Source organism: Streptomyces sp. NPDC005408 (assembly GCF_040606445.1).
Classification (GTDB): Bacteria; Actinomycetota; Actinomycetes; order Streptomycetales; family Streptomycetaceae; genus Streptomyces.
Genome location: NZ_JBEXEX010000028.1, coordinates 1 through 21,787 on the forward strand (window position 1 = coordinate 1; position 21,787 = coordinate 21,787).

The 21,787-nt window shown below is 67.2% G+C and carries 17 protein-coding genes and 1 pseudogene; 5 read left to right on the plus strand and 13 right to left on the minus strand.

All coding sequences use genetic code 11. The features are described from left to right. Window positions 1–129: 129 nt before the first annotated feature. From ABZS64_RS24135 to ABZS64_RS24170, 8 genes are all read right to left on the minus strand, one after another. Complete coding sequence (locus ABZS64_RS24135) at window positions 130–777, minus strand: protein-tyrosine-phosphatase (protein WP_355833248.1); 648 nt, start codon at window positions 775–777, stop codon at window positions 130–132. Next, window positions 774–1,421 (minus strand): L-threonylcarbamoyladenylate synthase, encoded by a 648-nt coding sequence (locus tag ABZS64_RS24140; protein WP_355833251.1) that lies wholly within the window; start codon window positions 1,419–1,421, stop codon window positions 774–776. The genes ABZS64_RS24135 and ABZS64_RS24140 overlap by 4 nt, the downstream gene beginning before the upstream one ends. Window positions 1,422–1,461: 40 nt before the next feature. Continuing rightward, window positions 1,462–2,343, minus strand: a complete 882-nt coding sequence (prmC, locus tag ABZS64_RS24145) for a peptide chain release factor N(5)-glutamine methyltransferase (RefSeq protein ID WP_355833254.1) — start codon at window positions 2,341–2,343, stop codon at window positions 1,462–1,464. Window positions 2,344–2,378: 35 nt separating this feature from the next. Beyond that, window positions 2,379–3,458: a peptide chain release factor 1 gene (gene prfA, locus ABZS64_RS24150; protein ID WP_355833257.1), complete on the minus strand. Its 1,080-nt coding sequence runs from the start codon at window positions 3,456–3,458 to the stop codon at window positions 2,379–2,381. A 105-nt stretch (window positions 3,459–3,563) separates the two neighbouring features. Continuing rightward, window positions 3,564–3,788, minus strand: a complete 225-nt coding sequence (gene rpmE, locus ABZS64_RS24155) for a 50S ribosomal protein L31 (RefSeq protein WP_355833260.1) — start codon at window positions 3,786–3,788, stop codon at window positions 3,564–3,566. Between the two features lie 147 nt (window positions 3,789–3,935). Further along, window positions 3,936–5,042: an LCP family protein gene (locus ABZS64_RS24160; protein WP_355833263.1), complete on the minus strand. Its 1,107-nt coding sequence runs from the start codon at window positions 5,040–5,042 to the stop codon at window positions 3,936–3,938. 942 nt (window positions 5,043–5,984) lie between these two features. Then, window positions 5,985–6,260: a DUF397 domain-containing protein gene (locus ABZS64_RS24165; protein ID WP_355833266.1), complete on the minus strand. Its 276-nt coding sequence runs from the start codon at window positions 6,258–6,260 to the stop codon at window positions 5,985–5,987. Continuing rightward, on the minus strand, window positions 6,220–7,068 hold the full coding sequence (locus ABZS64_RS24170; RefSeq protein WP_355833269.1) for a helix-turn-helix transcriptional regulator: 849 nt from the start codon (window positions 7,066–7,068) through the stop codon (window positions 6,220–6,222). Before ABZS64_RS24170 ends, ABZS64_RS24165 begins: the two co-directional genes overlap by 41 nt. A gap of 84 nt (window positions 7,069–7,152) precedes the next feature. Here ABZS64_RS24170 and ABZS64_RS24175 point away from each other — a divergent pair, with 84 nt between their 5' ends. The 5 genes and pseudogenes from ABZS64_RS24175 (at window position 7,153) to ABZS64_RS24195 (ending at window position 13,417) form a co-directional block, all read left to right on the plus strand. After that, window positions 7,153–7,785: an ATP-binding protein gene (locus tag ABZS64_RS24175; protein WP_355833271.1), complete on the plus strand. Its 633-nt coding sequence runs from the start codon at window positions 7,153–7,155 to the stop codon at window positions 7,783–7,785. Between the two features lie 384 nt (window positions 7,786–8,169). Beyond that, window positions 8,170–10,392 (plus strand): hypothetical protein, encoded by a 2,223-nt coding sequence (locus ABZS64_RS24180; protein ID WP_355833274.1) that lies wholly within the window; start codon window positions 8,170–8,172, stop codon window positions 10,390–10,392. A gap of 163 nt (window positions 10,393–10,555) precedes the next feature. Next, entirely contained in the window at window positions 10,556–10,921 is a 366-nt protein-coding gene (locus tag ABZS64_RS24185; protein WP_355833277.1) for a hypothetical protein, read from the plus strand. An 830-nt stretch (window positions 10,922–11,751) separates the two neighbouring features. Next, window positions 11,752–12,186: a hypothetical protein gene (locus ABZS64_RS24190; protein ID WP_355833280.1), complete on the plus strand. Its 435-nt coding sequence runs from the start codon at window positions 11,752–11,754 to the stop codon at window positions 12,184–12,186. A gap of 381 nt (window positions 12,187–12,567) precedes the next feature. Next, window positions 12,568–13,417 (plus strand): annotated as a pseudogene (locus ABZS64_RS24195) (protein kinase family protein). 282 nt (window positions 13,418–13,699) lie between these two features. Here the strand turns inward: ABZS64_RS24195 and ABZS64_RS24200 are convergent. The 5 genes from ABZS64_RS24200 to ABZS64_RS24220 all read right to left on the minus strand — a co-directional run bounded on the left by ABZS64_RS24200 (window position 13,700) and on the right by ABZS64_RS24220 (window position 21,776). After that, on the minus strand, window positions 13,700–15,439 hold the full coding sequence (locus ABZS64_RS24200) for a trypsin-like serine protease (protein ID WP_355833283.1): 1,740 nt from the start codon (window positions 15,437–15,439) through the stop codon (window positions 13,700–13,702). Between the two features lie 304 nt (window positions 15,440–15,743). Then, complete coding sequence (gene rho / locus ABZS64_RS24205) at window positions 15,744–17,783, minus strand: transcription termination factor Rho (RefSeq protein WP_355833286.1); 2,040 nt, start codon at window positions 17,781–17,783, stop codon at window positions 15,744–15,746. A gap of 385 nt (window positions 17,784–18,168) precedes the next feature. Beyond that, window positions 18,169–19,086 (minus strand): homoserine kinase, encoded by a 918-nt coding sequence (thrB, locus tag ABZS64_RS24210; RefSeq protein WP_355833289.1) that lies wholly within the window; start codon window positions 19,084–19,086, stop codon window positions 18,169–18,171. Window positions 19,087–19,408: 322 nt separating this feature from the next. Next, on the minus strand, window positions 19,409–20,479 hold the full coding sequence (thrC, locus tag ABZS64_RS24215; protein WP_355833292.1) for a threonine synthase: 1,071 nt from the start codon (window positions 20,477–20,479) through the stop codon (window positions 19,409–19,411). 7 nt (window positions 20,480–20,486) lie between these two features. Further along, on the minus strand, window positions 20,487–21,776 hold the full coding sequence (locus ABZS64_RS24220) for a homoserine dehydrogenase (protein WP_355833479.1): 1,290 nt from the start codon (window positions 21,774–21,776) through the stop codon (window positions 20,487–20,489). Between the last annotated feature and the right edge of the window lie 11 nt (window positions 21,777–21,787).

Sequence of the window (21,787 nt, forward strand, 5' to 3'; positions counted from 1 at the left end):
TCCCCCTGCCTTCGGCGGGGGGACCCCCATCCTCACGCCTTGCGATGCTCCCCCGTAGCCCTTCGGGCACGGGAGGTGCCCCCATCGCCAGACCCGCTCACTGATCCGGCCTGACCGGCCGCACAGGACCTAGCGCCGCGCCGGGACCCCGGTCAGCGCCGTCACCACCGGATCCAGCGCCTGGTGGATCTCGTCGCCGATCGAGCGGAAGAACGTGATCGGCGCACCGTACGGGTCGTACACCTCGTCCGCGTCCGGGCTCGGCGCCAGCAGCCAGCCGCGCAGCGCCGCCGCCGCCCTCACCAGGGCGCGGGCGCGCGCCACGACTCCCTCGTGCGGTTCCGGCAGCGTTGTCGGGTCTATCGCGCGCACGAGGCGCGTGAACTCCTTGAGCGTGAACGTGCGCAGGCCCGCCGAGTGGCCCATCGAGATGACCTGCGCCCGGTGGTCCCGGGTCGCCGTGAGGACCAGGTCCGCGCGGATCACATGCTCGTCGAGCAGCTCGCGGCCCACGAAGCCGCTCGCGTCGGCGCCGAAGTCGGCGAGGACGATCTCGGCGTTGGCCTCCATCGGGGCGCCCTCGTGCCCCCAGGTGCCTGCGCTCTCCACGATCAGGCCGCCCGTGAGGGGATCGCCGAGGCGGTCGCTCAGGGCATGGCGGGTCAGCCGCTCGGTGATCGGCGAGCGGCAGACGTTGCCGGTGCTGACGTGGAGGATGCGGAAGGTGGAGTTGGTGCTGACGGATTCCGCTATGCCACGCCCCTCAGGGGCGGTCAACTGGCCACCTCGAGGTCGGGTACGACTTTGCGCAGCTCGTCCGGCGAGAGCGCTCCCTCACGCAGCAGCACCGGGACCTTGCCCGTGACATCGATGATCGAGGACGGAACGATGCCCGGGGTCGGGCCACCGTCGAGATACACCGAGACCGAGTCGCCGAGCATCTCCTGCGCGGCGTCACAGTCCTCAGGCGAGGGGTGCCCGGTCAGGTTGGCGCTGGAGACGGCCATCGGGCCGACCTCGGTGAGCAGTTCGATGGCGACGGGGTGCAGCGGCATACGGATCGCGACGGTGCCCCGGGTGTCGCCCAGGTCCCACTGGAGCGACGGCTGGTGCTTGGCAACGAGCGTCAGGGCGCCCGGCCAGAAGGCGTCGACGAGCTCCCAGGCCTGCTCGGAGAAGTCGGTGACCAGGCCGTGCAGGGTGTTCGGGGAGCCGATGAGGACAGGGGTGGGCATATTGCGGCCACGCCCCTTGGCCTCGAGCAGGTCGGCGACGGCCTCCGAGCTGAAGGCGTCCGCACCGATCCCGTACACGGTGTCGGTGGGCAGCACGACCAGCTCGCCGCGGCGGACGGCCGATGCGGCTTCACGCAGACCGGTGATGCGATCCGTCGCGTCGTTGCAGTCGTATCGCCGAGCCATCAGCGGGCCTCCTCGTACACATGCATGGTCACGTGCTTGGTCATGGCGTTGCCTTGCGCGCGGTCGCGAAGCGCGGCCGCTTGTTCAGATCAGGGTGGTCGGCGGCGTCCGCCCAGCCGGCCTCTTCACTGAAGATCCACGGCACCTGGCCGCCCTGCGTGTCCGCGTGCTCGACGACGACGAGGCCGCCGGGCCGCAGCAGCCGGTGCGCGGTGCGCTCGATGCCGCGAATGGTGTCCAGGCCGTCCTCGCCGGAGAACAGGGCCATGTCCGGATCGTGATCGCGGGCCTCGGGGGCGACATACTCCCACTCCGTGAGCGGGATGTACGGCGGATTGGAGATGACCAGGTCGACCTGCCCGTCAAGCTCCGGCAGGGCACTGAGCGCGTCGCCCTGGTGGATGGTGACGCGCGTGCCCTCTGCGTTCTTACGGGTCCACCGCAGCGCGTCCTCGGAGAGCTCCACGCCGTGCACCCGCGAGCGCGGCACCTCCTGCGCCATGGCCAGCGCGATGGCGCCCGATCCCGTACACAGATCGACGATCAGCGGCTCGACGACGTCCATGGCCCGTACGGCGTCTATGGCCCAGCCGACGACCGACTCGGTCTCCGGGCGCGGTACGAACACGCCTGGCCCGACCTGAAGTTCCAGATAGCGGAAGAAGGCACGTCCGGTGATGTGCTGGAGCGGCTCGCGGGCCTCGCGGCGGGCGACGGCCTCCCAGTAGCGGGCGTCGAAGTCGCCGTCCGGGACGTTGTGCAGCTCTCCCCGCTTCACACTGTGCACGAAAGCGGCGAGCTCCTCCGCGTCGAAGCGCGGTGAGGGTACGCCTGCGTCGGCCAGCCGCTGGGTGGCCTGGGCCACCTCGGCAAGCAGCACACTTCGGGGGCTTGGGGGTCGCCCCCCAAAATTTTGCTGCACGCTGGTCCTCCGGGCTGGTGCTGTGTGCTGGGTGATTACTGGGCGGCGGCGAGCTTGGCGGCGGAGTCGGCGTCGACGCAGGCCTGGATCACCGCGTCGAGATCCCCGTCGAGCACCTGGTCCAAGTTGTACGCCTTGAAGCCGACTCGGTGGTCCGAGATCCGGTTTTCCGGGAAGTTGTACGTACGGATCTTCTCGGAGCGGTCAACTGTGCGGACCTGGCTGCGGCGGACGTCCGAGGCTTCCTGCTCGGCCGCCTCCTGGGCCGCGGCCAGCAGCCGCGAGCGCAGGATACGCATGGCTTGCTCCTTGTTCTGGAGCTGGCTCTTCTCGTTCTGGCAGGACGCGACGACACCGGTGGGCAGATGCGTGATGCGCACCGCGGAGTCGGTGGTGTTGACGGACTGCCCGCCGGGCCCGGAGGACCGGTAGACATCGATACGGAGATCGTTGGCGTGGATCTCGACCTCGATCTCCTCCGCCTCGGGCGTGACCAGCACGCCGGCCGCGGAGGTGTGGATACGGCCCTGGGACTCGGTGGAGGGCACACGCTGCACGCGGTGCACTCCGCCCTCGTACTTCAGCCGCGCCCAGACGCCCTGCCCGGGCTCGGTCGCGCCGTTGCCGCCCTTGGTCTTCACCGCGACCTGGACATCCTTGTAGCCGCCGAGCTCGGACTCGGTCGCGTCGATGATCTCGGTCTTCCAGCCGACGCGCTCGGCGTAGCGCAGATACATCCGCAGGAGATCACCGGCGAACAGCGCGGACTCGTCGCCGCCCGCGCCCGCCTTGACCTCCAGGATGACGTCCTTGTCGTCGCTGGGGTCGCGCGGTACGAGCAGCAGCCGCAGCTTCTCGGTGAGCTCCTCGCGCTGCTTCTCGAGCACCTTGACCTCGGCGGCGAAGTCCGGGTCGTCGGCGCCGAGTTCACGCGCGGTCGCGATGTCGTCCCCGGTCTGCTTCCAGGAGCGGTACGTGCCCACGATCGGGGTCAGCTCGGCGTAGCGCTTGCCCAGCTTGCGCGCGTTCGCCTGGTCCGCGTGGACCGAAGGGTCGGCGAGCTTCTTCTCGAGATCGGCGTGTTCGCCGATCAGTTCCTCGACCGCCTCGAACATCGGGGGCTCCTGGTTTTCGTACGCGAAGGGGGCTGCTCAGAACGGACAAAGCGCCGGCCTCGGCCACCCCGGTCAGGGGCGGCCGAGGGCCGGCGCAGTGGCTCGCTACTTCTTGGCGGAGCCGGCAGCCTTGCCGAAGCGGGCCTCGAAGCGGGCCACACGGCCACCGGTGTCGAGGATCTTCTGCTTGCCCGTGTAGAACGGGTGGCACTCGGAGCAGACCTCGGCACGGATGGTGCCGCTGTCGATGGTGCTGCGAGTGGTGAACGACGCGCCACAGGTACAGCTGACCTGGGTCTCGACGTACTCGGGGTGGATGTCGCGCTTCAAGGTGTCTCCTAGTTTCGGGAGGGCACCGGGTCGCACGCGCGGATTGCTCGTACGTGAACCGGGGCCGACGTACCAGTCTGCCAGGACCGGCCGTATCTCCCAAAACCGGGGTGCTGCCGGAACTATTCCCCCAAGGGACGGGGCCCCCTAGTGGCCCCTGACGAGGGTGCCCGCGTCGCCCTTGTCGCCCGCCGAGTCCTTGACCGCGGAGGCGGGAATCGGCTTGTCCTGCTTGATCGCCGTCCAGACCTGCTGGGCCGCGGCCTTGATCGGGACCACGCGGTTGGGGTCCGCCGGGTCGTACTGCACCGGCATCGTGATCATGTGTACGTCCTTGGCGCCGAGGCCGCTCAGCCCCCGCGCGAAGTCCATCAGTTCATTGACCGAGTTGAGCTCGGAGTCGGGCGTGATCGCCTTGGTGGCGGCGTCGGCGACATCGAAGAGCTTCTTCGGGTTGCTGAACACGCCGACGTGCTTGACCTGGTCGATGAACGCCTTCATGAAGGCCTGCTGCAGCTGTATTCGGCCGAGGTCGCTGCCGTCGCCGACGCTCTTGCGGGTGCGTACGAGACCGAGCGACTGCTCCCCGTTGAGCTTGTGCGTGCCCGGCCCGAGGTCGAGATGGCTCTTGGAGTCGTTGATCGGCTGGGTGGTGGTGATCTCCACCCCGCCCAGCTTGTCGATGAGCTTCTTGAAGCCGGTGAAGTCGACCTCGATGTAGTGGTCCATGCGGATGCCGGACATCTTCTCGACGGTCTTGACCGCACACGCAGGGCCACCGACCTCGTACGCGGTGTTGAACATCGCGCGCTTCTCACCGGCGGCCGGCTGCCCCTTGTCGTCCGTGCACTGGGGCCGGTCGACGAGGGTGTCACGGGGGATGGAGACGACGCTGGCCTTCTTGTGGCCCTGGTAGACGTGCACGACCATAGCGGTGTCCGAGCGGGCGGCGCCTTCGTCCACGCCGTACTCGGCGTTGGCACCGGAGCGGGAGTCGGAGCCCAGGACCAGAATGTCCATGGAGCCGTCGTCGAGGTTCTTGGGGCGGTCGGTGCCGAGTGCGGCGTTGATGTCGACGCCCTGGAGATTGCCGTTGAGCTTGAAGTAGACGTAACCGAGTCCGGACCCGCCGACCAGCACCAGTCCGGCGACGGACCACCCGGCGACGGTAAGCGCCCTGTGGCGCCCGGAGGGCTGTTTACGGCGCTTGCCGCGGCTGCGTATTCGGCTGCCGCTGCTGCTCTGGTCGGCCATGTTCTCCTCGGCTCTCGTGGTCCCGCTACCCCCTGCCGTGGTGTTTCAGGCGCGGTGTGTCGGTACTGGTTCAGACGGTGAAGCACCAAGAAGGGTTGCACAGGAGCCTGAGAGCACCCTGAGAAACGCCTGGTGCCCACCGCGCACTGCGCGGTGGGCACCAAACGGCGTGTGCGCTGGGGCTTTAGCCGAAGAGGTTGTACGCCTGCCAGCCTGTACCGAAGGCGACACGTGTGGCGAAGATCCCAGTCAGTTACGCGGCTAGGCGCCTCCAGTCCCGCTGGCGGCATCCAGCCAGTCGGGGGCGCCGTCTGAGGTTCACCGGGGTGGGCCGAGTCCGTGGGCCTCTGGTCCGGGCCGCCCCGGGGAACGGGTCCCGGGGTCGGTGAGTGGGTGGCACCCACCCCGCCCGTCTGCGGGTGGTTGGTGGGGGCGTCGGGGAGTGGGGCGGCGGGGGCTCGGCTCGGCGGCTCTCACTGGACCGCCAGTTGAGGTTCAGGCCCTCGCTTCGGTGGCGGTCGGAATGCGGCGGCGCTCCTGTCCCTCCGGAAGCCCGACCCGCTCACACCTGATCGGTGTGACGAGTGGTGCGCAAGGGCCGATTTGGCGCCCACGACTTTATTGTCTGCACTTGTGGACACCTCCCGCCGTGCGCGGGGATCCCTCCGGTCCGAAGCGGCTGACGTTCCGTCAGGCACCCCCGATTCCTTACCCCACCAGCCCCAGCCAGTGACACCGGACATACTCGCCGTGCGGCCCGCCACCACCCCACTCCACTCCCGCGCACCGACCACCCGGCCCGGCGGCCGCCCACGGCGCGCAGTTGGACAGGTCTCCCCCCACCTCCGGGCCGCCCCCCGAGAGTCTTCACTCGATTGGAGGCGGCGACTCGGAAGGCGGCCTGTACCAGAAGCCCACGGACCTAGCCCACCCCGGCGAGCCTCAGAAACCGCCCTCGGCGGCGGCCGTGACAAACGCCGCGAAAACAGAGGGCGCGACGGCGAAGGTGGGGCCGTCGGGGTTCTTGGAGTCGCGGACGGCGATTCGGCAGGGCTGGGCGGCGACCTTGATGCACTCGCCACCGCTGGTGCCGCTATAGCTGGACTTACGCCAGGCGGCGGCGCCGAGCGGGGCACACTCGATGCACTCACCGCCGGTACCTCCGCTATAGCTCGACTTACGCCACAGCACGCCCGTCAGGTCCTGGCTGGTCCCCATAACGTTCCTCCCGTACGCGGGCGATCAGTGCCGCCGAGTCCTCCACGGAGAGGGCCGCGGCCTGCAAGTGATCGTAACGGTGCGCACAGTCCCTGGCAGTCTCCGGGTTGGCGGTCACGTGAGCAGAGCCATAGCTCTCGGCGTAGACGACATCCGGGTCTCCGTCGAACCTCAGCACGGTAAATGGCCCCACTGTCGCGGGGTGTTGACCGGCATCGAAAGGGAGCACCTGGATCCGCACCTCGCGCCGGTCCCGGAAACTCAACAAGTGAAGGAGTTGATTCCGCATGATGTCGCTGCCGCCGAACGGCCGGTGCAACACCGCTTCGTCCAGCACCACCCAGACCAGAGGCGGGCGTTCCCGGCTCAGGATGCGCTGGCGCTCCATGCGCGCTGCAACCGCCTCGTCGAGCCTGTCCGACCACCCAGCCTGGAGCACCGCACGGGCGTAGTCAGGCGTCTGCAACAGGCCGTAGACCAACTGCGCCTGGAACGTGGAGATATACGCCGCCCGCGCCTCCATCTCCGCGTACGCCTGGAACCAGCTCGGCAGCTGGCTCCGTAACACCAGCCCCACCAGCCGCGAGAACACCCCGCCCGTCCCCAGCGCCGCGTCCACCCGTTCCGAGAAATCCCTCGTCGGCACCTTCCTCGCCGTCTCGATCTGGCCGATCAGTGACGCCGTACAGAAGACACAGCCGCCCAGCTCGCCCTGCTTCAGCCCGGCGTCCTCTCTCAGGCGGCGCAGTTCGGAGCCGTAGTAGTCCAGCGGCGATGCGCTGGGATCGAGGTCGCGGATATTGACCACGCGGCGGTCACCCCCAAGCTCACGCCTCGCGGCGTTCGTTTCCGTTCGTAGCCGAGCGTAATCGCACCACTCCACGCTGGTGACATGAATCACGTAACCGACTGCCCACCAGCGGCAATTGCGGCAATGGACGACTGCTACCGCATGGGCTTCACGGTGGGCACCCACTCCGCCCGCCACCTGCGCCGCATCCTGCGGACGTTTCTGACCCGCTGGGACATGCCCGGGCTCACCGACGCCGCCGAGCTGGCGCTGACCGAGCTGGTCGCGAATGTCGTCCGGCATGTGCCCGGCAGGCGCTGCACGCTGCTCATCCTGCGGCGGCCGGACGGACTGCGGGTCGAGGTCGCGGACGCGCACCCCCACTGCCCCGGCCCGGTACGCCCCGAGTGCAGAGGCGACGAACTGGACGAGGGCGGGCGCGGGCTGCTCCTGGTCGAGGCGGTCACCGACCGCTGGGGCACGCTGCCGGCACCCGGCGGCAAGCCAGGGCAAGACGGTCTGGTTCGAACGCGACGCGAAGCGCAGAAGGCACTGAGCCCCGCCATCTCTGCCCCGACGGCCTCACGAGTCGGCCGCTTACCGCTGAAATCAAGCTCACCTACGAGGCCGTCGCGTACACGTACTCATGACCCGACCGGTCGTCCGCCGGCCCCTAAACCTCGTGGCTTCCACCACGTCCCCTCTAGCTGCGACCACACCCTGAACGAAGAGTGAGGGTCAGCCTCTTGGGGAGCACGCTGCCCGGGCCCAGCCAAGCTCGCGTTCAACCTCTTAACCGCAGGTCAATGGGTTGTCACCGACTATCCCGCGCATACCCCAAGCCACGAAGTGATCACACTTAACCCAAGCATTGGCAAAGCAACCTCGGGTAGACCTCAGATCCACATGCCCCGAGTCGATATCTTCACCCTCAAAACCGACACAGAATCTACTCACCCAGGCGCGATACCCCCCCCCATGTCATGCACATGTTTGGAAACTCCGTGGTTGGATGAGCGCCACCGTGAGCGCCCTACGGCAGAGCTCGCATGATTTCCGTGGGGGGAATCAATGACATTTCGCGTACCTAAACGGCCAGGCACAAGCTTGGTGAGCGGCTTGTGCGCAACTGCACTATTGGCGGGCCTGTTCAACGCGCCGTCGGCAGCGGCGCAGACACCGACTACGACGCGCTCCATAGCGGCAGCAACCGACGAATGCCCGTACAGTGTCGCGACGTACGCGGAGGAGAAGGTGGGCATATCGAGGACGCTCAGGAAGTACGTAGCCTGGAACCCGAAGAACGGCGGTGGAACCTTCCTCGACACGGGCTACTCCAAGGCGCTACCAACGGGATCCGCTGCACCCCGGTATTTCGCCGGCGGCAATCAGCGGATCTATGAAAGCGGTGGTCTGCTTTCGGGAACCCTGAAGTCGTATCAAGACCAGACCGCAACCGGCGGCAACCTTCTGTCGCTCGAATACACCTTCGCCGAGCGCGCCGGCCAGGACTGGCACCTGTACTCGAAGATCTGGACAGACGCAGATGGCAGGGTTGTCAATCTCGATGACGCTGGAAACCTGAACGTTTATGTCATACAGATGCCCGACGGGACTCCGGCATCCGTCAGGATGTCGCGCCTGGCGCAGTTGGCGGCCTCGTCACCTGCAGTTGTCGAGCTCCGGAAGTCGACCCGTATCTGGTCAGCTGGCAACATGATCTACGGCCAAAGCGGCGACGTGATCAGAGCCTGGGACTACTCGGCCGCACTCAACAGCATCACCCTTGGGCCTTCTGCTGAAGGCACGGTCCAGGCCAGCGGATTGGCGGACGCCGACACCGCCTGGAGCCCGGCACCCGGCATCGTCTACACAAAGACGCAGAGCGGCACGGTCAAGAGCCAGACGGGGACACCCCTTCAGCTCGTCAAGGACGACGTCGCGCTGGGCATTCCCGGAAAGGTCTTTGCCAACGCAGCCTCGTGTCTGTCCGACGGAGCTGACGAGAAGCCTTACTTCGGCCAGAGGCCGAATGATTCCAACGTCCCGCTGGCCCCTCCGGAGCCTTCGCCGACTGCTCCCCCTTCCGGGCCCGCCGTGGTCTCTGGCAAATTTCTGCTGGGTGACGGCAGGCCGGCTGCTGGGATGCAGGTTGTAGTAGAAGCCTCTGACCTGCTGCCGGATGACAACAGCGCGGTCGATCTCCCCGATCTTGGAACGGTGACGACCGCTGCCGACGGCACATGGTCCCTGACGATCCCGGACTCCCTGCCTGCCGCAGTACAAACAGCAGTCACTGATAATGGCGGCGCGCTTAACGTCACAGCCACCACGGTGGGTCGCACGGAATCCGGCGTCATGCTCGTGGGTAGCGACAGCCTGACAGCAGCACCTAAAAATCCTGCTACCGGTACACGCACAACGTTCGCAGCGAGTGTCAGCGAGCAGGGCGCCCACACAGTCAAACTTCTCCCGGCGCTTGCTGACCCTGAGACCGACCTCGCCGAGCCTACCTCCGAGCAGCGGAGCACCACCTTTGCAAGTGCGGTAGATGCCCAGCCCACGTATGACCCCGAGCTGCAGACACCGATGTGGCAGAGTGACCGCGGCCCCGCGCCGCAGAGCTACAATCCATACCTGATTGACGGTACCGACATCAGCACTCAGTCGGTGACGCCATACGCCGACACCTGCTACTGGGAAACGTCGGTCATTGCTCGCCAGATTGCCTATACCGTCGTCGGTGAATCACACGGTTATTGGGATGCTGCTGGCAATGTAGAGTACGAATCGAACGTCGCGAGTACTCTTGATGTCGGATACAGCATCAAGGGAGATCTTTGGTCCGTTAGCGGATCGGCCTCCGTCGGCACCTCCAACTCCGCCGTGGTTGGATTCAGCTGGCGAGGCCCATACTGGGCGAAGCAGTGGAAGATACCGCTCGAATACACCAAGAATAAGAAGACCTATAGCTGCGGCGGCGTCGCGATCAAATCGCACTACGAGATTCGCGCCGGGAGATTCAAGCTCCCAGCCGGTGGGGCGCCCGGCGTCTACGGTAAGGATGCCCGCCAGCTGGACGGACAGAGTCGTTTCAATGCTTCGAACCCCGCATACCGGAGCCACCTCATGCCAATGGGTACGTTCGCGGTCAAGGTAGGAAAGAGCGTCAAATGGTCGGGTGCCGCTGTAGTGTTCGGGGTCTCTCTCGGTGGCTCCACCTCCTATGACTCGAGCCACAGGCAGAACTATAGGGCTGGCGGCAGGACCACGTATCGCCACGACGTTTGGGGTCTCCGTGCCAATCTGGACGGCGAAATGGGCATGCTGTATTCGTACTAGCCTTGTCGTCGCGTTGGCTCTAATGTGCCTTGCGACTTCAGGCTGTTCGAGTTCGAGCCCCGCGGAAAAGGCGAGGGCGGGTACGGCCCTCAATGGGGGCAATCAATCGGCAGGAGTTGTCGGATATGCTTACGCCGCGATAGGTCAGGAATTCTGGTTCGCTTTGCCGGTCCCCACAAACAGATCAAACCGGGAAATCGAAATAGCGAACGCAAAAATATTGGACATACCGTCGGGCCTCGAAGTCATCGGATACGGTGCGTACAGCCTAGAAGACGCCGACGGTCTGCTCCTGCTGGGCAGAGATAACGATCGATTCACTCCGAAGTACCGCGAGCTCAGGGATTATTCCAAGGGTGGATTCACGGTGAAGGCAAAGGCGCTGAGCGACATCTTCTATGTTGCACACCTGCGAGTCGCCGGTGATATCCAGGAGAATGCAACCGAATGTAGGTTCGAATACCGGCAGGGTGGGGTGGCGTATACCCAAACTCTCGGCTGTGAACTCGAATTGCGTGTGAAGAAGTGATATTGCGGGCGCGGTCCCTCCAGGATCGTGCCCGCTCGCCCGCAGTCCTTGGCATTGATCTTTGCAAGTGACTCAGTGCCGCATAGGACCCCACCCGATACGGCGGGGTCCTATGCCGTTGTTGGTGAGGGGCGGTGGATCGGTGCCCATTACTGGTGTGATCAAGACAGCGCGGAGCTGCCGTGCTCGGCAAGCCACAACAGCAAGATGCGACGGTCCTCCAACGCGTGATCGCGCTCGTCTGCGCTGCTCGCGTCCTGCCGTTTGGGAATCGAATCCAAGGACGCGGTTGAACCACATCAGTAGCTGGATGATCAACGCGACCAGATGGGCTGGCAGCTCAGGAGCCAGTAGGGCGACCGCTCGTCGGCCGTCGGTTGATGCGCTGCTGCAGAGCCGAGAAGCCCAGTCGGCCACTTGTGTAGATCACGGCCTCGCCGTCGATGACGACGTCCTCACCGAGCGCTGCAGCGGCGTCAGCGATCTCCGGGAACGCCGCGGTTCTTTATCGAGTGACTTGTTGTTGCTCACCTCAGTTGGTCAGCGCATGGTGACGGTGACGAGTGCAGCCGGGCGTTGGCAGGTCCATCGATACGACCTGGAAGCCTCGCGAAGTCCTTCCTGATCAGTTGGGCTACGGCCGGGACCGGACCCCGTGGGCCGGCGAACTCGGTATACGCCATGGCCAGCGGTCAGATCCAGGCACGGCACCAAGAACTCACCGAGATCACGGCTGACCCGCTCGCTCCACCCATCCGCCTGGCCCGCGACAAACATGAGCTATAGCAGCTGCACGGCATCCTCCGCGACCACAAGCAAGGGCGCTGGGAATGACGACCATCGACCGCCCTGCCGTCGGCAACCAAGTCCGCGCCGCGAGTCTCGCCGCCATGGAGCGTCTTCTCGCCGCAACTCCCTTACGGTCCAGCGGACGCCTCAGCGTCTCCCAACTCGCAGTGGAGGCAGGCATCAAGCGCTGGCACCTCACCCACCAGCACCTCAATCTCCAAGTGCTCTTCGAAGCCCGAGTGAAGGGCGCCGCAACCACTCCGAAGGCATTCGCCAAGAGCCTCACCGAATACGAGCAGCTCAAGGACAGGCACACCAAGCCGATCAAGCACTGCGCCGAACTGGAGGAACGCCTCCAGACCTACGCCGCAGCCATCAACCTCCTGGCCTTGGAGAACGCCGCCCGGACAGGACAGGACAGGGCGGGACGCGGGCGCACAGGTGTGCCTTTGCCCCGCCCCGAAGTCTCTCCCTGACCAGACGCCTGCTGGCGCGTGACTTTAGATGAGTTGATCCGAAGTGATTAGTGGTCGTAGGCGATCAACGAGCGGGTGATCGGTGCTCCGACCTTGTGAAGTCGCAGTAGCCGAGAAGTGCCAGCCAGGCAGACGAGGGGAGCAGAGCCGCTGAGCAGAGGTGGTCAAGGCATCGCCTTCCCTCGATCCTGTCGTCGATCTTCACGTAAAGTGCGGTCAGGAGGGTGGCCAGGTCTGTCATGACACGGTTCTGGACGCCTTTACTCGCTCCGGAGGTCAAACCGAGCTACGTGTCGAGCGTGGCCGCGCTCGTCGGGGGCACGTCGCCACTGCAGGATCGAGATCGGTACCCAGGTCGAGATAGCAGTGAAGCGCCCTGGCATGTCGCGCGGTGCGCGTCTTACCGCCCACAGTGCCGTCTCCACCTCCCTGGCCTGCGCAGTGATCGCTCGCTGCACGAGTTCGTGGACACGGCCGTGCCGATCGGTTCCGGCATAGGCGGGAAGTCGGCTCTGCTAGAGGTCGCCGGAACCCCGGTCTTCGTGAAGCGGGTGCCCCCTCACCGATCCGGAGCGGCACTCGGAGAACATCCGGTCCACGGCGAACTTGTTCGCGCTGCTGGTCTTCTGCCAGTACGGCATCGGCGGGCCGAGCTTCGGGGCCTGGAGAGAGCTCGCCCTGCACACCAAGACGACGAACTGGGTGCTCGCGGGGGAATACGAGGGCTTCCCCCTCATGTACCACTGGCGTGTGCCGCCGGACTCGACGCCCCTGCCCGAGGAACTGGCCGACGTCGAACGGGCCGTCGCCTACTGGGACGGCGGATCGCAGGTGCGCCGCCGCATCGAGGGGCTCCAGCAGTCCTCAGCAAGCGTCACGCTGTTCGGAGTACATCCCATGCAACGTCCACGAGCGGCTCGGCGAGCAGATGGACGTCGCGCGCCGGGCCTGCGCCATGGTGGAGCGGGGCCTGGAAGTTGGAACCTCGTTCATGAACGCCCGCGGGCTCCTGCACGGGAGGACGACCGCGAGGCGCAGGTGCGCGTATGCCCAAGGCGAGCGCCCCACGGAAATCCCAGAGGCGGCCGCAGCAATCCTCGCCCGCCATGCGCCGCTCACCGCAGTGATGGCGGACTGCTTTCGCAAGCTCCAGCACGAGAGCAGAGAGACCCCGTACCCGCTGGAGGAGATCCACCGGATCAGCCGTATGTACAGCCCGTCCATCGACTGACGGACCACTGAGGGCCCTTGGCGAAAGTCTGCGCCAGACCCAGCGCGATCTCGACGGCGAGCCGGTGCGCGAGCTCAGCCGGCAGCAGCACACTCTCCTCGGCGCGATGGCCCGACAGACGAGGCAACTGGCGGCGGGCACCGGCCACCCGCCGTTCGGCTTTGCCATTACTGAAACGCCTCCGGGAAACAGCGACTTCTGCACCACACGCCCCAACCGGTTCTGAATGCTCTGTGCCCACCGTGCGAGCACGGTGGGCACACAGTTACTTCAAGCCGGGCGTCAGCCGAAAAGGTTGTATGCCTGCCAGCCGGTGCCGAAGGCTACACGTGTGGCGAAGATCCCGCCGGTGGACTTGCCGTTGCCCGGGTAGAGCCAAAGCTTTCCGGTGGTGTCACGCACGAACAGGTCGGCGTTTCCGTCGCTGTTCACGTCACCGGTGGTGACCAGCGCGTTGAAGGAGCTGCCGAAGGTACCGACGAGACGCCGGGCCGCGAACGCGCCGGTGGCCTTGCCGGTGCCCGCGTACAGGTAGGTGGCGCCACCGGCGCCGCGGGCCAGGATGTCGGCCCGGCCGTCGCCGGTGAAGTCACCGTGGCCACGGACCATGCTGTACTGCCCCCAGCCGGCGCCGATCAGGATCGGCGCGGCGAAGGCGCCGGTGCCCTTGCCCGGGTAGAGGTACGCGTTGCCGGAGGAGTTGACGGCCATCATGTCCGGCAGATCGTCGCCGGTCAGGTCACCGGGGACCAGGATCTGCTTGTGGGCGCCCCAGCCCTTGGCGATGAGCTTCGGCGCCACGTCGGGGTCGTAATCCCACTTCACGTCACCGTTCGACTCCCGGTAGAGCAGGTCCTGCCAATCGTCGCGGTTCAGGTCGGCCTGGACCATCAGCTTGTAACCGGGCTTGGCGCCCTCGTTGAACTGGCGGGTGAGGCTGGTGATCTTCGAGGTCCAGCCGAACAGCGTGTTGTCCGAAGCGCGGCGAGCCAGCAGGTCCGCGGCGTGGTCGAAGCTCCAGTTGGCATCGTTGACCCGGGCCCGGATCGGGGCCGAGTACGTGCTCACCTTGGCGTAGACGCCGTACTTTCCCTGGGCCGAGCAGTTCGCGTCACCCCAGGAGACGAGGCCGACGAGCTTGCCGCCGGCCACAAGCGGGCCGCCGGAGTCGCCGTTGCAGGTGGTCTCGGTGGTGCTGTCGTCGCCGGTCGGCGCGGCTCCGGCGCAGACCATGTGGCCGACGATGTAGGACGAGCCGTACGCAGTCTGGCAGGCGGAGTTGGAGTTGATGTCCGCGTCGGCGACCTTCAGCGTCTGCGAGGCGCTGTTGGGCTCGGTGGAGCTGGTGCGGCCCCAGCCGTACACCTTGGCGTCCGTGCCCGGCGTGTACAGCGCGGTGTCCGTGTTCTGCATGATCGGCAGCGGCTTTACGGTGACCGGCGCGGTCAGCGTGAGCACAGCCACGTCGTTGTCGACGGTGACCGGGCTGTACTGCGGGTGGTTCCACTGGCGGTAGGCACCGCGGAGCACACCGCCGTGGAAGTCCCAGCTGCCGTCCGACAGCTGGGTGGGCAGCTGGCCGGTACCGGTAATGACCGTGCCGGTCTCGTACCACTTGATGCCCTTGACGCAGTGCGCGGCGGTCGCGACCTTCGTCGGGGCGACGACGACGCCGCCGCAGAAGTAACCGTTGCCCGCAGCGTCCGCGAAGTGGAGCTGAGCCATCCACGGCGCCGCCGAGATGGTCGTCTCCTGGCCCCCGATGATCCGGGCACTCGGCGCCGACCTCGTGTCGGACGACGACGAGGAGGAGGGCTCCTGGACCAGGGTGCGCTTGCTGGCCTTGTCGGCCTTCATCGCCTCGATCGTGCGGCTGCGCAGTTCGTGCTGCGACAGCTGGTCGACCTGCTGCCGGGAGCCCAGCTGCGGGCCATCGGCCTCCGCGGCCTGCGACCCGGACATCGCAATGCCAGTGCCGACCAGCGCAATCACTGCGGCAGCAACCGGTACCGCGATTCTCATACGGCGCTTGTGGCGACCACCACGGGTGCGTATCTGCACTCGGTAACCCCTCGGGTTGAACCGGCAGGGCGCACACGGCCCCACCGGAAGACAAACAGGTGTGGTGGGGCATACGAACAACAGGGCAGCCCGGACCCGAGGCCCCCCGGCCTCTCGGTGCTGCGGTGGATTTCCCCCCACCGGATAACCAGCGCATGATACGCACGTCAACTGGGCGTTGACCAGCGGCTGATGGGGCACAGGAGAAAACGAGACCGCCCCGTCACTTCCGTGCCGGGGCGGTCTCGTTCAGCTGCGAAGAGCGTCAGTCGTTGCCGTTGCCCGTACCGGGCGTCGTCTTCGCGATCTGCATCAGGAACTCGGCGTTGCTCTTGGTCTGCTTCATCTTGTCCAGGAGCAACTCGATCGCCTGCTGCGAGTCGAGCGCGTGCAGCACCCGGCGGAGCTTCCAGACGATCGCCAGTTCCTCCGCGTTGAGGAGGATTTCTTCCTTCCGGGTGCTGGACGGGTCGACGTCCACCGCGGGGAAGATTCGCTTGTCGGCGAGCTTCCGGTCGAGCTTGAGCTCCATGTTGCCGGTGCCCTTGAACTCCTCGAAGATCACCTCGTCCATGCGCGAGCCGGTGTCGACCAGCGCGGTGGCCAGGATGGTCAGCGAGCCGCCGTCCTCGATGTTGCGCGCGGCACCGAAGAAGCGCTTCGGCGGGTAGAGCGCGGTCGAGTCGACACCACCGGACAGGATGCGTCCGGAGGCGGGGGCCGCGAGGTTGTACGCACGGCCCAGACGGGTGATCGAGTCGAGCAGGACGACCACGTCGTGGCCCAGCTCCACGAGACGCTTGGCGCGCTCGATGGCCAGCTCGGCGACGGTGGTGTGGTCCTCGGCCGGGCGGTCGAAGGTCGAGGAGATGACCTCGCCCTTCACCGACCGCTGCATGTCGGTGACCTCTTCCGGACGCTCGTCGACGAGGACGACCATCAGGTGGCACTCGGGACTGTTGACCGTGATCGCGTTGGCGATCGCCTGCAGGATCATGGTCTTGCCGGTCTTCGGCGGGGCCACGATCAGGCCTCGCTGGCCCTTTCCGATGGGCGCGACAAGGTCGATGATCCGGGTCGTCAGCACACCCGGGTCACTCTCCAGACGGAGCCGGTCCTGCGGGTAGAGCGGAGTCAGCTTCTGGAACTCCGGGCGGCCGCGGCCCGATTCGGGTGCCATGCCGTTGACGGAGTCGAGGCGGACCAGCGCGTTGAACTTCTCGCGGCGCTCGCCTTCCTTGGGCTGACGGACGGCACCGGTGACGTGGTCACCCTTGCGCAGACCGTTCTTGCGGACCTGGGCGAGCGAGACGTACACGTCGTTCGGTCCGGGCAGGTAGCCCGAGGTACGAATGAACGCGTAGTTGTCGAGGATGTCCAGGATGCCCGCGACGGGGATCAGGACGTCGTCCTCGGAGACCTGCACCTCGCCGCCGGCGAAGTCGTCGCGGCCACGACGCCCACGACGGTCGCGGTAGCGGCCACGGCGTCCGCGCCGTCCGCCCTCGAAGTCGTCGTCGTTCTCGTCGGCGCGCGGGCCTGCGCCCTGGCCGCCCTGCTGGCCGCCCTGACGCTGCTGGCGCTGGCCGCCCTGCTGCTCGTCGCCCTTGCCGCGGCCACGGTCGCGCTGACGGTCACGGCGGTCGCCGCGCTCGCCTCCGCGCTCACCACGCTCGCCGCGCTGGCCGCGCTCCTGGCGGTCGCGGCGGCCCTCGGCGCCGTCCTGTGCGGACACGGCGGTGGCAGCCTCGGGCTCCGCCTCGGTCCGTACGTCCTTGACGTCGACGGCCGTGTCGGCCTTCGCCTCGGCCTTGGTCTCAGGGCTGCCCGCCTGCGCGGTGGCCCGACGACGGCGGCGCTCCCCGGCCGGCTGGTCGTCGCTGGCCGGCTGGCCCGGAATGTCGATCTGCTGCTGGGCCACGGCCTTCTCGGCCTTGTCCGCGGCGGCGTCGTCGCCCGTGCGCGCCTTGGAGGTGGCGCGGCGCTTCGGCTTGGTCTCGGCGGCGCCGGTGCCCGCATCGGCGCTCTTCGGCGCGGACCCTCCCTCAGAGCCTACGGCCTGGGAGGTGCCCCCATCCTGCGCCTCCTTGATGACCTCGATCAGCTGGCTCTTGCGCATCCGCGCGGTGCCCCTGATGCCGAGGCCGGACGCGACCTGCTGCAGCTCGGCCAGGACCATGCCCTCGAGGCCGGTGCCGGAGCGGCGGCGCCGTGAGGTGGTGCCAGAGGCAGCACCTGCGGCGGGCGCGGTGGTGTCGACGTTGTTGTCGGCAGTCACGCCCATCAGATCGGTGGTGTCGCTCACGAAGGGTCCTTCCCTGGAGCGGACGTCGGCCTTCTGGCTCGGCGACCGGTTGTGCTGTCCGACTGCGGTCCTTGGGTGTACGGACCGTGCCGGGGCGGTGGTCCCGCCGGGTAGAACGGCGGAAAGAGATTCAGTGCAAGGTCCGGCTCGAGGTCCCCCTGCTCGGCCCACTCCTGGAAAAGCGAGGGGTGTCGCGCCGGTTCCGGAGCGTGCTCGAAACTGCTCAGGCAGGCTGCTCAGGCAGTTGGGGAGGCTCCCGGAAGAATGTTGGTCCCTAATGGGGACACGAAGCACCGCGCCACAAAGACGTCGGTTGCAGACTTGAGGTTAACACTACCGGCTCCAACAAACATTCCCCCTCTCCATCACCGGCAATCTGGTGTCGCTACGGGGCGAGCGGCAGAACACTCGCTCCCGCGGCGTCGAAGGTGAGCCGGTTGGCCGCCCATCCCTCGCCCGCCAGCCGTGCGACCTTGTCGGCCACACCGTCCTCGGTCAGCGCGAGGACCGTGGGGCCCGCGCCGGAGATGACTGCTGGGACGCCGTCCGCGCGCAGTCGGTTGACAAGGTCGACGCTCTGCGGCATCGCCGGGGCCCGGTACTCCTGGTGGAGCCGGTCCTCCGTGGCGGGCAGCAGCAGCTCGGGACGCCTGGTCAGCGCCTCGACGAGCAGGGCGGCGCGACCCGCGTTGGCGGCCGCGTCCACATGGGGGACGCTGCGCGGGAGCAGCCCGCGTGCCGTCTCGGTCAGCACCGGCTTGCTGGGCACGAAAACCACCGGAACGACGGAATCCGAGGGATCCATCCTGATGGCGCGAGCCGCTCCCCCGTCGGTCCAGGCGAGCGTGAAGCCGCCGAGCAGACAGGCGGCGACATTGTCGGGGTGTCCCTCGATCTCGGTGGCGAGCTCAAGGAGCGCCGCGTCGTCGAGCTTGGCGTCGCCCCCTATGGTCACCGCGCGGGCGGCGACGATGCCGGCGCAGATGGCTGCCGACGACGAACCCAGACCGCGACCGTGCGGGATGCGGTTGGCGCAGACGACCTCGAGGCCCCGCGGCTGCCCGCCGAGCAGGTCGAAGGCCGTACGCAGGGACCGTACGAGCAGATGACTCTCATCGCGGGGCAGCGTCGATGCGCCCTCGCCCGCGATGTCGATGTGCAGACCGGAGTCCGCGACCCGGACGACGACGTCGTCGTAGAGCGCCAGGGACAGGCCGAGGGCGTCGAAGCCCGGGCCGAGATTGGCGCTGGTGGCGGGGACGCGCACTCGGACGGCGGCGGCGCGGAACGCTGGACCGGCCATCGCTCGATGACACTCCTTGGTTCTGACTGCGAGATGTTCTGCGAGATGTGTTCTACGAGATTTTTCGGGAGCTTCGAACAAGACGTACGAACACCCGAGGGCCTCATTGGCAACAACACCGCGGCATATGCGGCGGGGCGGGTTCAGTACAGCTTATCGAAGGAAGGTTCAGTGGCGACATAGGGCGCACAGGAGGCGCACGATGCGTGTCGCACGCCTCCTGTGCCCCTACGTACGCCGTTGTCCGGCTTGCCTTGCTTTCCCCGAGGGGTTCGGGGGCTGCAAAGACGGCGGGTTTACGCCACACCAAAGTGGTGCGGGTTTACGCCAGACCCAGCCGCTCGGCGGCCGCGGCCGCATCCACCGGCACGGTGACCGGCTGGGGCGCTCCGGCGACGGCCCAGTCCGGGTCCTTCAGGCCGTTGCCGGTGACGGTGCAGACGATTCTCTGGCCCGGGTCGACCTTGCCCTGCTCGGCGGCCTTCAGCAGACCGGCGACGGACGAGGCCGACGCAGGCTCGACGAAGACGCCCTCCTGCGAGGCCAACAGCCGGTAGGCGCGCAGGATCTCACGGTCCGTCACCTCGTCGATGAAACCGCCCGACTCGTCGCGCGCGGCGAGCGCCTGCTGCCACGAGGCGGGGTTGCCGATCCGGATCGCTGTAGCGATCGTCGAGGGATCCTTGACCACCTCGCCGCGTACGATCGGGGCCGAACCCGATGCCTGGAAGCCCCACATTCGGGGAGTGTGCGTCGACATCTTGTCCGCCGCGTACTCCTTGTACCCCTTCCAGTACGCCGTGATGTTGCCGGCGTTGCCGACGGGCAGCACATGGATGTCGGGGGCGTCACCGAGCGCGTCGACGATTTCGAACGAAGCGGTCTTCTGGCCCTCGATGCGGTACGGATTGACCGAATTGACCAGCGCCACCGGGTAGTTGTCCGACAGACCGCGAGCGAGGTTCAAGCAGTCGTCGAAGTTCCCGTCGACCTGAAGGATGCGCGAGCCGTACACCAGCGCCTGGCCCATCTTGCCCAGCGCGATCTTGCCCTGCGGCACCAGGACGGCGCAGACCATTCCGGCCCGTACGGCATAGGCGGCGGCCGAGGCGGACGTATTTCCGGTGGAGGCACAGATGACCGCCTGCGCGCCCTCCTCCTTGGCCCGCGTGATGGCCATGGTCATGCCGCGGTCCTTGAAGGACCCGGTGGGGTTGGCGCCCTCGACCTTGAGGTACACCTCGCAGCCCGTGCGCTCGGAGAGGACATTCGCCGGGACGAGCGGCGTACCACCCTCGCCGAGCGTGACGACCGGCGTCGTGTCCGTCACCGGGAGTCGCTCCCGGTACTCCTCGATGATGCCGCGCCACTGGTGGGTGCCGTTGGTCGTCATGGGTCCCTTACTCCCCTTCAACACGCATGATGCTGGCGACACCGCGCACGGTGTCGAGCTTGCGCAGCGCCTCGACGGTCCCGGAAAGGGCGGCGTCGGGCGCGCGGTGGGTGACGACGACGAGGGAGGCCTCGCCGTCCTTGCCCTGCTGGCGGACCGTGTCGATGGACACGCCGTGCTCGGCGAAGACCGTCGCGACCTGGGCGAGTACGCCCGGCTTGTCGGCCACGTCGAGACTGATGTGATACCGCGTCACCACGTCGCCCATGGGGCTCACGGGCAGCTGGGTGTACGCGGACTCGCCCGGTCCGGTGGACTCGGCAAGCCTGTTGCGGCATACGGCGACGAGGTCGCCGAGTACCGCGGACGCGGTGGGCGAGCCGCCCGCGCCGGGACCGTAGAACATCAGCTGCCCGGCGGCCTCGGCCTCGACGAAGACGGCGTTGTACGCCTCGCGGACGGAGGCGAGCGGGTGGCTGAGCGGGATCATCGCGGGGTGCACGCGGGCGGTGACGGACTTCCCGTCGGCCGCGCGCTCGCAGATGGCGAGGAGTTTGACGGTGCAGCCCATGCGCTTGGCGGAGGCGATGTCGGCGGCGCTGACGTCGGTCAGGCCCTCGCGGTAGACGTCGTCGAGGCGTACGCGCGTGTGGAAGGCGATCCCGGCGAGGATGGCGGCCTTGGCGGCGGCGTCGAAGCCCTCGACGTCGGCGGTCGGATCGGCCTCGGCGTATCCGAGTGCAGTGGCCTCGTCGAGCGCTTCGGAATACCCCGCCCCGGAGGTATCCATCTTGTCGAGGATGAAGTTCGTCGTGCCGTTGACGATTCCCAGGACCCGGTTGACCTTGTCGCCCGCGAGGGACTCGCGCAGCGGCCTGATCAGCGGAATCGCGCCGGCGACTGCGGCCTCGAAGTAGAGATCCCTGCCGTGCTCCTCGGCGGCGGCGTAGAGGGTCGCGCCGTCCTCGGCGAGCAGCGCCTTGTTGGCGGAGACGACGGAAGCGCCGTGCTCGAAAGCGGTGGTGATGAGGGTACGGGCGGGCTCGATGCCGCCGATGACCTCGATGACGACGTCGATGTCGCCGCGTTTGACCAGAGCCGTCGCATCCGTGGTGATGAGGCTCGGGTCGATCCCTTCCCGGACCTTGGAGGGGCGACGGACGGCGACGCCGGCGAGCTCGACGGGGGCGCCGATACGGGCCGCGAGGTCTTCGGCGTGCGTCGTCATGATGCGCGCCACCTCTGAGCCGACCACTCCACAGCCCAGCAGCGCCACCTTCAGCGGACGCGTACGCATCATCCGACCTC